Source organism: Paenibacillus sp. OK003, assembly GCF_900109515.1.
Taxonomy (GTDB): domain Bacteria; phylum Bacillota; class Bacilli; order Paenibacillales; family Paenibacillaceae; genus Paenibacillus; species Paenibacillus marchantiae.
Genome location: NZ_FOBD01000003.1, coordinates 271,989 through 284,593, shown reverse-complemented (window position 1 = coordinate 284,593; position 12,605 = coordinate 271,989). Strand labels below are relative to the sequence as shown.

11 protein-coding genes are annotated in these 12,605 nt (G+C 39.1%); 1 reads left to right on the top strand and 10 read right to left on the bottom strand.

The window, feature by feature from the left end; all coding sequences use genetic code 11:
* Positions 1–29 precede the first annotated feature (29 nt).
* Positions 30–1,439, bottom strand: coding sequence for an MFS transporter (locus BMW94_RS06115; RefSeq protein ID WP_090995783.1), 1,410 nt, complete (start codon positions 1,437–1,439; stop codon positions 30–32).
* Between the two features lie 1,208 nt (positions 1,440–2,647).
* On the bottom strand, positions 2,648–4,138 hold the full coding sequence (locus BMW94_RS06105) for a GH39 family glycosyl hydrolase (RefSeq protein ID WP_090995776.1): 1,491 nt from the start codon (positions 4,136–4,138) through the stop codon (positions 2,648–2,650).
* 219 nt (positions 4,139–4,357) lie between these two features.
* On the opposite strand from BMW94_RS06105, the gene BMW94_RS06100 reads away from it, so the two are divergent.
* Positions 4,358–5,434: a helix-turn-helix domain-containing protein gene (locus BMW94_RS06100; protein WP_090995773.1), complete on the top strand. Its 1,077-nt coding sequence runs from the start codon at positions 4,358–4,360 to the stop codon at positions 5,432–5,434.
* A 303-nt stretch (positions 5,435–5,737) separates the two neighbouring features.
* Here the strand turns inward: BMW94_RS06100 and BMW94_RS06095 are convergent, their stop codons facing one another.
* The 8 genes from BMW94_RS06095 to BMW94_RS06060 form a co-directional block, all read right to left on the bottom strand.
* Positions 5,738–6,358, bottom strand: a complete 621-nt coding sequence (locus tag BMW94_RS06095; protein WP_090995771.1) for a LysE family translocator — start codon at positions 6,356–6,358, stop codon at positions 5,738–5,740.
* A 627-nt stretch (positions 6,359–6,985) separates the two neighbouring features.
* Positions 6,986–7,954 (bottom strand): hypothetical protein, encoded by a 969-nt coding sequence (locus tag BMW94_RS06090; protein WP_090995768.1) that lies wholly within the window; start codon positions 7,952–7,954, stop codon positions 6,986–6,988.
* A gap of 84 nt (positions 7,955–8,038) precedes the next feature.
* Positions 8,039–8,458 (bottom strand): ester cyclase, encoded by a 420-nt coding sequence (locus tag BMW94_RS06085; protein ID WP_090995765.1) that lies wholly within the window; start codon positions 8,456–8,458, stop codon positions 8,039–8,041.
* A gap of 124 nt (positions 8,459–8,582) precedes the next feature.
* Positions 8,583–9,581, bottom strand: coding sequence for a zinc-binding alcohol dehydrogenase family protein (locus BMW94_RS06080; RefSeq protein WP_090995763.1), 999 nt, complete (start codon positions 9,579–9,581; stop codon positions 8,583–8,585).
* A gap of 3 nt (positions 9,582–9,584) precedes the next feature.
* Complete coding sequence (locus tag BMW94_RS06075) at positions 9,585–10,211, bottom strand: ABC transporter permease (RefSeq protein WP_090995760.1); 627 nt, start codon at positions 10,209–10,211, stop codon at positions 9,585–9,587.
* On the bottom strand, positions 10,208–10,978 hold the full coding sequence (locus BMW94_RS06070) for an ABC transporter ATP-binding protein (RefSeq protein ID WP_090996284.1): 771 nt from the start codon (positions 10,976–10,978) through the stop codon (positions 10,208–10,210). Before BMW94_RS06070 ends, BMW94_RS06075 begins: the two co-directional genes overlap by 4 nt.
* Positions 10,979–10,991: 13 nt before the next feature.
* Positions 10,992–11,897 carry a glycine betaine ABC transporter substrate-binding protein gene (locus tag BMW94_RS06065; RefSeq protein WP_090995757.1) on the bottom strand — a complete coding sequence of 302 codons (906 nt, stop codon included), beginning with the start codon at positions 11,895–11,897 and terminating at the stop codon, positions 10,992–10,994.
* 11 nt (positions 11,898–11,908) lie between these two features.
* Complete coding sequence (locus tag BMW94_RS06060; RefSeq protein ID WP_090995754.1) at positions 11,909–12,565, bottom strand: ABC transporter permease; 657 nt, start codon at positions 12,563–12,565, stop codon at positions 11,909–11,911.
* Between the last annotated feature and the right edge of the window lie 40 nt (positions 12,566–12,605).

Here is a 12,605-nt window from a genome sequence, read left to right as displayed (position 1 = left end):
TCAGTCAATCACCAGATTGCAGGTAAACCTTAATTTTCTCCATTTCTTGCTCTTAGCTCACTAACAATCTGAGGATGTTGCTTTTCCAGTCTCCAAAAAAGCACACATATGAAAGCAATAGATGCCAGAATAGTCGGTAAATAAATACTAATAGTTAATATGCCTTGAATGGCCGATTCAGACTGCTGCGCTGTCGATCCGTCATATTTGGTCGCTCCCAATATCCAACCGATACTGGAAATACTAAGTGAACTTGCTAAAAGTGCAGCCATCCCCACTAAGCTCATCATCATGCCGGGTGACCGAATACCGCTTTTCCATTCACCGTAATCAATCGTGCTGTTGATAAGGGCTGTAACGAGAGCAGACATCGGAAGTGCCCCCATTCCGGAAAGGATAAATCCTATGCAAGCAAGTGGTATACTGGTTGTGTCTATTAGGCGAATTAACATTCCTGTGATGGCAAAAACGGTTCCCATTAAAATAACCAATCGCACTCCCATTTTTTTGACCAGAATAGGAAGAGCAGCTAAAACGAGCAAAGATGGAACAATACTCACCATCGTAAGCAAACTTTGCATATTAATGTTCCCGAGAATATATCGAGCGTAGTAGACTGTACTCGCATTATTCATTGCAAGCATAGTAGTTGAGGCAAAAAGAATCAGCCAACCGGCGAGAAAATAATTATTTTTAAGAATGGATAATATAGCATCCTTGAACGGAACTTTCTTCTCAAATCCGCTTGCATCGCGGTTAACGGTTTTAACATTCTCACGTGAGGTTCGAAATTGATTGAAGATAAATAAAGAACCAAGGATAACAATGATAGCGGTTACAATTAAATAAGCTCTCCGATCTCCTCCTACCAGTTCAACCAGCGGCACGTAGCCCAAGGAGACAAGCATGGCTCCCCCCATGGTGCCCAGCGCACGTGAAGAACCCATTTTTGTAACTTCGAGCGGGTTCCGGGTTGCCATCGGGATGAGTGATCCTGAGGCGGAACTATACATGGAAGTTCCGATGTTAAACAAGACGATACATATACCTGCCCAAGCCATTTGGGTCGAGATTGCAAGACTCTCCGGGATGGAGAACAAGAGAAGCAGAGATCCAGCCATTGGAAGAATGGATACCAGCACCCAAGGTCTGACCTTTCCATATTTCGAGTTAAATTTATCAATTAGGATTCCCGTAACAAAACTTGAAACAGCACCAATTATTGATCCTACCAATACCAGTGTTCCTAACATAATTCCATCTAAATGTGCAACTGAAGTTAGGTAATACATTGCAAAAGAAGAAAAAATTAAAGAAATTAGTGCACCTCCTGCCACTCCCATACTATCTCCGACTAACTGTCCTTTGCGGAGTTGCAACGGGATGTCACTTGACGGATCGACAGGATGTTCTTCATTTATTTTACTTTCTGCAAACATGTTATATCCCCCTTTTGTGAATACCTCTTAGAATGAACCATAACCTGAGCTATACATGTTCCTAATTCCTTAAAATTGATATCACTCCACTCTTGTATGCCCTTTCAAAATTCTCTAAGAATATTAATACTTAAATCGTTAATACTATTGTAGTAGCATATAAAGATCACTGAAATGAATAATATTAACGCTTTCATTGAATAATATGAAACAAAAATGCCACTGATTTAGGACGGTTCAATAGTAGTCTTAACCTTTCTCAACCAGCTTTGTTGTAACTGCAATAACTTATTTCTGAATAAATGCATTACCATTTACCAACTTTAAATGCAGTGAAACACATAGACTTGACTATAGTCAGAAGTGTTATGGGGAGAGTGTATTATGGACATAGATAAGATGGATCATATACTCCATGTATTAACTAATATAGAGGATTTTTATAAGGAGAGTGCTGAAGGCCGTTTACAACCAGATCAATATTCCGCTTATATATATTTCTTTATCCATTAATTACATAAAAAAGAATAATCTGATTCGCATGTATTGGCCACAGTATTAATTCTGTGATCCCAAAATACATTACCGATTCTACAGAATTAGATGAGAACCTGCTCATTTTAGAGGATCTAAACATGGCTATCGTCAAACATTTAAATTTTTCGCTGGACCTCATGCATTCCAACAATTTTTTTAATGTATCTATATATATAAGGGTGCTGGAGTTCTTACTTTGCAAAATAAAACTTTCCAAATTATCGTCGGGAAACTTATTTGTAATGCCGCCTGATATTAAACATTCAGTAAAGATAGATGAAGGAAGCATCTGCATCTATGTAATGATAAGACGTAAATATATAAACTCTGTTTTTTTTTGATTTATTTCATCACAATTCCCTCTTGGTCAGTTTCTTTAACAAGGCTCTTCTGGATGAAACCAACGATGATATAAATTATATCCTTTTTCATACTGGAAATAATTCAGACGTTAGGGAAACCATACTTCGTTTATTTAGTGCTCATTTTAGCCGCACGTTCAAGTCTCATTTTGGCCTTACACCTTCGAAGTACCGAGCGCAGCATAAGGTTGAGCTGTAATCAATTAACTCGGGACACGAACTGGTACCGATAAAATAAAACAGTCGCTAAAATAGCGACTGTTTTTGAATGGTGAGCAATACAGGCATGAATTTACAATGCACCGCTTTTTACTCAATATCGATAGATGTTACACTATGCGGTTCAACGGTTAGCTCCAGATACCATTCCCCACCTGGAAGTTGCTTCAACTCAACAGGCTTTCTGATCACCTCGGAAGCCTGTAACAATTCCTCCAATTGATGTTTCGTAGGGTATTCCGGGGAGCCCTGCTCTACCCATTTGCGCTTCGGATTTGCATGGTACTCATCGATAATCTGTATCGAAGCCTTCTTTCCGGTTAAATCGCCTAGGAATGTAATACACACTTGAGCACCTACGATCTCCGCTTCAGGTGCGTTATGATTGTAAAGCACCATAGAAAGTCCGGCATTTTTCTTGGTTGCAAGAAGCTCCAGGGTTTCAACTTCACAGGTCTCTGTTGGAATCCGTTCATTCCCTAAGTCATGCATTACTCTGAAGGCATGGTAAGATGGTTTTGGAACACCATCAATATTCAGCAAACCAAACCCGCCATGGAAAGGCAGCGATTGTTGAACTGATTCTTCGAATATGTCGGAGAACGTCCAGAACGAATATCCTTCAACAAGGCCCACATTGTCGGTCAAAGTTTTCACAATAAAAGCTGCTGCATAGGGATCATCCTGCTTATACGGGAATGCAGCCGAGTTCCATTCCGTATAATAAAGCGGAAGCTCACCGGCTTCCTGCTTCGCCTTTTGCGTCATAACAGCCATAACTCCACGCTCATAGTGCGGATTCATCAACGCTGCGAAGGCCAGCATTTTCTCTTCTTCATCCATTTTCATTATGGCTTCAATGTCCACTTCATGATGCGTACTTAACGGATCGGTTGTAGGATAATGATGTGTTGAAATAAAATCTACTGCCACCTTGTTTTCTTCGCAGTATGCAATAAAATCCGGTATCCAGGCATTTCCAGAAGAAGCCGGTCCCCCAACTTTCAACAAGGAATCCACTTGTTTGATTGCACGAGACGAGTAATCATAGAGCTTCATATATTCATCCTTGGTGCCGGCCCAGAAGTACTTCAAATTCGGTTCGTTCCAGATTTCAAAAAACCAGGTGCGGACTTCATCGATACCATAGCGATCAACCAAATGCTTCGTAAGCGTATTCAATAATTCAAACCATTTATCGTAGTTTTTTGGTGGAGTAATGTTCCCTTTGTATAAGAAGCATGTCTGCTCACCGGATGCCAATGCAGAAGGCATAAACCCAAGCTCTATAAATGGCTTCATCCCAATGCTGAGAAGAAAATCGAAGATAACATCAATGTTATGGAAAGAGTATAACTCCTGTCCCGTGAGCATATTAACTGTGTAAACTGACATATTATCATCCAGTAAACCGTGGAACCTAACATATTTGAATCCTAGTTCGTCATGAGCTCTCTTCAACATACGCTGATAATCCGCGCGAAGGGCAGTGTAGGCGTGACAACTTCCTACGCATAGCTCCCAATAATGAGGGAATGCTTCTGTATTCCCCGTGAGGTTAACTGTAAAATTCGCTTTCATTGTTAGCACCACTTTCTAATTAATTATTGTAAGGAAAAGAATATTACTACACATGCATCTTAACTTTATTTATGTAATTGGTTAATTGATAGGATTAGCCAGTAACCTTGAATAAGATGAAACATAGCATTCACTTAACTTCGGTTACACTCCAAGTTGAAGAATATGAAACAATAGAATAGACTAGATTCAAGTAGAAATGTGACATAGGAGGTTACCGTGCTGACAGAAAAGATGGATCACATACTTCAGGTATTAACAAGTTTAGAGGAATTTTACAAAGAAAACTCTGAAGGTAAACTAGCCTTGCAGGAATATTCGACATACACAAAATTTTTATCCAGTAATTATATTAAGAAAAATAAATTGATTCGCATATATTGGCCCCAATATTCTGAACAAACCCCTAAATACATTACCGGTTTAACGGAGATCGATGAGAACCTGCTTATTTTAGAGGATCTGAATATGGCCATAACCAAACATATAAACTTCTCTCTTGATCTCATGCACTCCAATAACTACTTTCAATGCATCTATATTCATAAAGGTAGCGGGATTCTTACCTTGCCAAATAAGACGTTTCAGTTGTCAGACGGAGACTTATTTGTTATGCCCCCCGATACAATGCATTCAATAAAAATGTTAGATGGAAGTATTTGTATTTACGTGATGATAAGACGTAGATACATAGAATCTGTTTTTTTTGAACTATTTCACCATAACCCTCCCCTGATTAGTTTCTTTAATAAAGTACTTTTCGATGAAACCAAGCAGGACTCGAACTATATCCTATTTCATACTAGCAATAATGATGATGTAAGGGAAACCATGCTTCGTCTATTTAGCGAATACATGTGGGGGGATGAATTCCGTAATAATATTATGGAATGCTACTTGAAGTTATTGTTTAGTTTCTTGTTTCGTCACAATCAATCTGATATTGAAACCCCAACTCCACTTTCAAATATTGAACTGCATTTCAATGGAATTATGAATCATATAAGAAAAGATTTTAGATCCGCTACTCTCGCTTCAGCTGCCGAATACATGCATCTCAGCAAGCAGTACATCTGCCGGATTATACAACAGGTGTCAGGTTCTAGCTTTTCCAAGCTGTTAATTGATGTGAAATTAAAAAAAGCGGTTCAGTATTTAAGTGAATCCAATCTGAAACTCGAAGAAATTGCTGATTTCACCGGTTTTACCGATGTGTCTCATTTTAGCCGAACTTTTAAGACCCATTTTGGTCTTTCACCTTCGAAGTACCGCGTGCAGCACAAGGTTGAGCTGTAATACCAACTAGGTCTCATATTAAACCATGCTTATTAAGTCGACTGTCAAGGCCAAAAACCTATGATCTCATTTTTGCTTTTTCGGACTAACCAATGTCTTAAGTTTATTATTGTGAAAAATCGCCACAACTCTTGATCATATGATATAACTCATGATTAAAATCGTTTAAACATTTTTATACTAAATCAAAAAGGGTGTCCACTCGCTTTCAATCAAAGCGAGTGGATACCCTTTTATGGGATAATGATGTGTAATCTAGATTGTTATACAAAAAAGGTAGCTCCAAGAGCCCCCTTCCTAACTCTACGATCCCGTTTTTTGTGCTTTGAAAATCATATTTAGCCCGAATGCAATCAAGACCATTCCGGTAGTTTTGTCTATAATACTTTGAACCTTTGGGGACATTAGCCATTTCCTTACATAACTTAATAAAAATACGATGGTTGAAAACCATAATATTGAAAGCACTGCATAAAAGGAACCCATGATTAGGAATTGTACACTCGCATTTAGGTCAGGTGTCAAAAATTGAGGTAGAAAAGTAAGGAAAAAGATAGCTACTTTCGGATTAAGAGCATTGGAAACCAACCCTTGCACAAATGCCGATCTTTTTAAATTATCCGGCTCATCTTGATTTAAATCACTCTTTCGCTTAATGAAGGAAGACAATCCCATATAAATCAAATAAGCAGCGCCAGCGTATTTGATTACTTCAAAGGCTACAGCCGATTTCATTAATATAATGGAAAGTCCTAGAGCTGCTACCATTGTGTGCACTAGAGCTCCGCTAATTAGACCTAATGCAATTTTGAAACCATCCTTCTTGCCATCTGTCAAGGTTCGTTTTGTTATTAATACAAAATCGACACCTGGTGCCATTACAATGAAGATCAGCAAGATTGAAAAAGCGAGTATGTCATTCATGCTGTGCCTCCTACATATAGCGTTACAATCCAAATATCAATATTTAGATTTACCCGTATGCTACTGATTTCAGCCTGTAGCTTCTTTTGTTACGAGGTGTGAGCTTATCCTATTGATATGCGGTTGTTACCTTATGGCTATTGTTAAATTGAATGGATCGAAAGTATGAATCAGCGTTTCAATTCCTCTAGATACTTCAACTCAGACTTTTGCAAATAAGAAAGTATGGCTAGTTCTCCATCAGCGATCTTCTCAAATAATTCCATTCGAAATGTGCATCTGTGCATTTCAAATGGAGGGTCATAGTAATTCAACTAGTCTCTTTGGCCATAAACCAGCCTTTAGGGTTTCAGACATTCAAAAAAAGACCCACCACCCTCACGTAGTCAATCATCTAATCGGTAATCGGACTACGTTCTTGTCCTCAACCGCTAGTTTTAGTCCGATATCTTTAAAGCCCCCTTACTCTAGAATAATGAACGTGATTTTTCGGTATTAGTTACATCTCCCCATTGAAAATGTATTTAAAGTATTCTGCCCATTAGTTGAACAAAAGCAGCCGATCACATGGATCAGCTGCTTTCTTAGTATTATTAAGCTAACGTTTCCCGTTAGTTTAATGATGAATTATTCATTTAGTCGTTTAAATTTGAAGAGCTCAAGTAATGCATAGAAGAATCGAAGTGTATCTTCCTGAGATGTGATTCTATCTTCATACTCCTCATACAATGCATTAGCTAAAGCGTGATTGCTATTTAAATTCCCTCCATAAAATCCATAAACTGCTCGTGAAATTGTCCAAGCAAATGAAGAACAATCAAGGCGTCTCTTTTGTGACGCTTTACCCGCAGTTGTTTTCCATGCCCAGATTTCTGCTAACGCGTTTAATGCCATCTCAGGAGTTTCTGAACTGAATTCCAGATCAAAACCCTCATCGCTCCCCATCTGCATCACTTCATCAAGACCTATCGGTTTTCCTAAAACCAAACTTAGGTCCTTACGCATTAAGTCACGAATCAACGGAAAGTCTATTGTTGAGAAATTTAATAAATCCTCTTTCCAGAACCATGAGTCATTGGGGTCTTTTATCTTTGTGAAATCAATTTCATTGATTTCATTCAATTGGCCCGGTGTTAAATCAGCGAGCCTAATTTTATTTGATTTTAAAGTAGTTGTAGTTTGAGGTGACTCTTTATAATAGCAAACGCCATTCTTACACCCATATTCTATTATGTATCCGGTGTCTTCATAGACTAATTTCTCATCGAAGTCAGCAGGCCTTGCTTTCTTTACATATCCAACAAAAAATTGAGCTGCATTAAGAACAGAGGCTTCATTTTCATTACCTTCTATCGCAAGTCCGCTAGGTCCCTGATAAACTGTAATTTCATAAGAATTTTGAACATTGTCTGTTGCTGTGATAGTGTATTGAAAGGCATTCTCTGCATCGGATGTTTTATAATCGGGTTCTCCAAACAGCGCCAACAGAGATCCTCTAAATTGAGCGAGTTCTTCCCTATCTCCAATCTCTGGGGTAAGTATCTTCGAGCTTTCATAGTCATTAATATTTTTTTTGCTTGCGGTAAAATCATACATATTACTTTAGACCTTTCTTTGTGTCCCTCGACATATAGCGACATTTTCTGAGATCACTTCATTTATTTACAAGAGGTGATGTAATTATGCTTTTGGAATTGCCCCTATTTGTTGGAGCAAGCCAAGCATATCGGGTTGACCATACTCTTCAATAATTTGGCCATTAGAGATCCGATAAAAATTCATTGCATTTATTTCAATTTTTTTTCCCGTTGGTGGAAACCCGAGAAACATTCCGTCTTGTGTGCCCTTCATGACAAAATGAGCTGCTATTAGATCCCCTTCTGCTACCAGCTCCTTAACAGTCCATTGTATATCGGAAAAACCAGATCTCATCATATGAATTATGGAGAGATAACCACTTGGACCATTCATTGGTTCTTTTTGCATAGGTACATAAAAAACAGCATCTGGAGCAATCAATTCTTCAGCAAGTTCTTTGCTTGCCGTATTAATGAAGTTCGTGAAACGATACATCAATTGTTTGTTTTCTGTAATCGTCATATTTAAACCCCTTTCTATTCTCGTGATCGTATGCCCTCACTTAAATTTTATCTCTACTTTAGATAATTGGTAAGTAGGCACCTTAATGTTGCATAGGAACCTTTTTGTAACTATTATTTTATCTTTAGGTTGCAGAGAAGTTATCATTCGTCTCTACAATGTCATTGGATATAACGATCTTACCGTTTGCGGTGTTACTTTCCATTAAAAGATGTGCCTTTCCAATCTCCTCGAGTGTAAAGACTCGGGCAATAGGTGGGACTATACCATGTTTTTGGATATGCTCAAATAAAGAGATCAGTGTACTTTCTTTGATAACTTCACTTGTGAACGCTGTGAAATATACACCTGTGGGTATATCCACTAAAGGTTCAAAGGTATCAAGAGTCCATTCATCTCCTAATATTCCTGACATGCAACAAATCCCTCGTTCTGAGATGAATTGCAAGGACTCTTTTACAGTCGTTGTACCAACCAACTCTAGAACCTTGTTTACCCCATTTGGAGCAATAGCATACACCTGTTGTCTCAAATGTTCATTATCGAGCAGTGCATAGTCTGCTCCAGCTTCTTGGAGAAGTGCAAATTTCTCTTTGTCTCGAGTCGTTGATATGACTGTTGCTCCTACACTCTTAGCTAGCTGAAGTGTTGCTAAACCTACGGAACTTGTCCCACCACGAATAAGTAGCATCTCCCCTGAAGTCAATTGAAGACATTCAAATAAGGATGCATACGCGGTATAATACATTTCCGGTATCGCTGCAAGTTCAGTCCATTTCATATCGCTAGAAATAGGATACACTTGGTCCGAAGGTATAAGTGCATATTCAGCATAACTCCCGTCAAATGCACGGCCTAACCCTCCCATTAATGAAGCGACGGTCGTTCCCTTTATAAATGTGCTATCTGAAGGGTCTTCAATCTCCCCTACGCATTCGATCCCAATAATACGCGGGAATTGAACGGACGGTGAATGCCCCTGTCTAGTGAACATTTCGGAGCGATTTACTCCAAACGCCCTGATTTTTACAAGTACCCACCCAGGTTTGACTATAGGAATAGGTACTTCAGTGATCTGTAGTTCTTTTGGGGTACAGACCCTTTCCAATACAACTGCCTTCATTATTTATCTCTCCGATCTCAAATGTATTCGTTTCTCAAACAGCATGAATATTGCGTTCGTCACAATAGCAAGTCCTGCTGACAATAAGCCCCCCCACAAAATCTTATCGATATTCATGGTCCGTAATCCATCATTTAATATCGTACCTAGCCCTCCTGCATTAATGAAGGCAGCGATGGTTGCCATGCTAATGGTTGTTACCGAAGCAAGTCGAATGCCTCTAAACAGAGGCTTGATTGCTAAGGGTACCTGGACTTGAAGTAAGATCTGAAATCGGCTCATACCGACCCCTGTAGCAGCTTCAATAACAGATGGTTCAACATGATTCAAAGCTGCAATGAACTGACGTAGAAGGATATATTGGTTATAGGCAATGAGCACGGTAATGGCTGTCGTTTTCCCCAATCCGGTCACAGGGATCATGATTGCAAACAAAGCCAAGCTCGGAATGGAATACAAGATTGAAAACAAGTAAATGAGTGATCTAGATATCTTATCAGAGGCCAGAGCTAAGATGGTTAAGACGATTGCAATGATCACAGAGAGCAGCATGGTCAAAATGAGGATCTCCACATGCTCCAATAATGCATTTCCCAACTTATCCGGATGCTTAATGGCATAGTCGATCATGTTAAGTTCCCCCAGAAGCGTTCTTGCTCCTTCGAAGATTGAATGAGTGAGTATACAAAATCATCTGCAGGATGAGTTACAATTTCTCTTGGGGTATCAAACTGACAAACCTTACCCTGATTCATAATCATAACCCTGGTTCCCAGCTTGAATGCTTCATTAATATCATGAGTCACGAACAAAAAGGTTTTTTTCATTCCCCCATGAATCTTTAAGAGTTCATCCTGGAGATTTAAGCGCGTAATAGCGTCCAAGGCCCCAAAGGGTTCATCCAGCAGCATAATATTGGGATCGGTTGCTAATGCTCGCGCAAGACCAATTCTCTGTTGCTGTCCTCCGGACAATTGTGAAGGATAACGTCGTTTGAAGTTCTCTGAATCTAACCCAACTAAAGTTAACAATTCTTGCACCCGTTCCTCGATTTTCTTTTTGTCCCATTTCAAAAGACGAGGAACGGTAGCAATATTTTGTTCAATATTGATGTGGGGGAACAAGCCTACTTGCTGTATAACATAGCCAATTTTTCTTCTAAGTTTTACAGGATCAACTCGAGCGATATCCTCGCCAAAAATTTTAATAATCCCGTGGGAAGGATCGTTAAGCCGATTCACCATCTTCAATAAAGTTGTCTTTCCTGATCCAGAGGAGCCGAGGATGGTTATAAACTCCCCTTCACTTATCGACAAGTTCACATGATCAACTGCATATGCATTGGAATCTGAATATGTTTTGCTCACATCATGGAATTCGATTGCTGTTGGAGTCATGTTAACGCCATCCTTATTTAATGGAATCATAAAATTCTTTTGCCACATCTTCATATTCTTCTTTGTCTACGTCCACTTTTGCGTTTAGTGCGGTTACGGTGTCTGTATCCAATACCGAACTAACCTTATTGATCACTTCAGCTATGCCGGGATCCGTTGAGAGCACATTATCACGGATAACAGGCGCCAAGTTATAAGGTGGCCATACTTGTTTGTCATCTTCCAATAGGGTGAACTCGTCTTTGTTCACCAACTGACCTTCAGTGGTATATGCAGGCGCAACATCAGCCTCATTGTTTCTAAGCACTTCATATTTCAAACTGTTATCATATACTTTGGATGATTTCCAATTGAGCTTGCCATACACTTTCTCCAATGCTGGAATACCGTCAGCGCGCAGGTCAACCTCTCCTTGGGAAGCAAATCGAATCTCACCGGCATGTTTTTGCAAGTCAGTAATGGTCTTGATCCCTAATTTTTGTGATACTTCCGTTCGAATAACGAGACCCGCTCCATCATTTGCTTTTGAATAATCGAGCCATGAGATATTAAATTGCTTTTTGTACTCTTCCTTGACTTTTGTATACACTTCATCCGGATCTGTCATCAAATCCATCTGTAATACGGCCAACAACCCCGTACCTGTATACTCTGGATACATATCGATATCGTTATTAACAATCGATGAATGAATGATGGAACCCGCAATATTAGGAACACGCTCTACTTGGTATCCCGCGTTCTCCAAAGCCAAAGCATATAGCTCCCCGACAATTAAATTCTCAGTAAAGTCTTTTGAACCAATTCGTATAGTAGATCCATGATTATTCGTTTTATTACCACATGCACTCAAAATTATGGACAAAACAAGTGTGATTGAGATGGTTAAACCCAATTTTTTCTTTATGTTCTTTTTCATTTGTGTTGACCCTACCTTTGCAAGAATTTATATCTAAACAATACACGTTCAGACAGATCTAAAATAAATCCTATACCAATAGCCAGAATCGCTACTGAAATACCACCAATTAAAAGTAAATCCGTTCGATTGAGTCCTAAACCGGTAAAAATAATTTCTCCTAATCCACCAGCTCCAATTTTGGCAGCCAAAGTGGCGCTGGCGATAATTTCAATCGCAGCGGTTTTAATCCCTGTCAATATCAATGGTCCAGCCACTGGAAATTGGATTTTCCATCGAATTTGTCGTTCAGACATCCCTACACCTTGTGCAGATTCAAGTAGAGACATGGACACACCTTGTAACCCGGATACTGTATTCATTAAGATAGGAGGGATTCCTAAAATAATGAGAGCAAAAAGGGCTGGCCTAATTCCAATACCCATGATAGGAAGCAACAGAAGTAAGATCGCTAGGCTGGGAACGATTCGTAATGTTTGGAATAACGAGATGATCCATTTTTCGGAACGATTGTATTTAGTTGATAAGGTACCTAATGCAATCCCGATAAGTGTAGAACCCATCAATGCCAATAAACTGATCTTTAAATGCTCTTTCCAAGAATTCAAGAACGTTAACATATGATTCGAAAAATAGTCACTCAGTTGCATCCATAAACTTTCTTGCAAACTCCCTCCTCCTTTCATTCATTTTCATTTGCTTTTCTCA

Coding starts and splice junctions, on each gene's coding strand:
- BMW94_RS06115 (WP_090995783.1), bottom strand. CDS start 1,439: ATGTTTGCAGAAAGTAAAATAAATGAAGAACATCCTGTCGATCCGTCA.
- BMW94_RS06105 (WP_090995776.1), bottom strand. CDS start 4,138: ATGAAAGCGAATTTTACAGTTAACCTCACGGGGAATACAGAAGCATTC.
- BMW94_RS06095 (WP_090995771.1), bottom strand. CDS start 6,358: ATGAATGACATACTCGCTTTTTCAATCTTGCTGATCTTCATTGTAATG.
- BMW94_RS06090 (WP_090995768.1), bottom strand. CDS start 7,954: ATGTATGATTTTACCGCAAGCAAAAAAAATATTAATGACTATGAAAGC.
- BMW94_RS06085 (WP_090995765.1), bottom strand. CDS start 8,458: ATGACGATTACAGAAAACAAACAATTGATGTATCGTTTCACGAACTTC.
- BMW94_RS06080 (WP_090995763.1), bottom strand. CDS start 9,581: ATGAAGGCAGTTGTATTGGAAAGGGTCTGTACCCCAAAAGAACTACAG.
- BMW94_RS06075 (WP_090995760.1), bottom strand. CDS start 10,211: ATGATCGACTATGCCATTAAGCATCCGGATAAGTTGGGAAATGCATTA.
- BMW94_RS06070 (WP_090996284.1), bottom strand. CDS start 10,978: ATGACTCCAACAGCAATCGAATTCCATGATGTGAGCAAAACATATTCA.
- BMW94_RS06065 (WP_090995757.1), bottom strand. CDS start 11,897: ATGAAAAAGAACATAAAGAAAAAATTGGGTTTAACCATCTCAATCACA.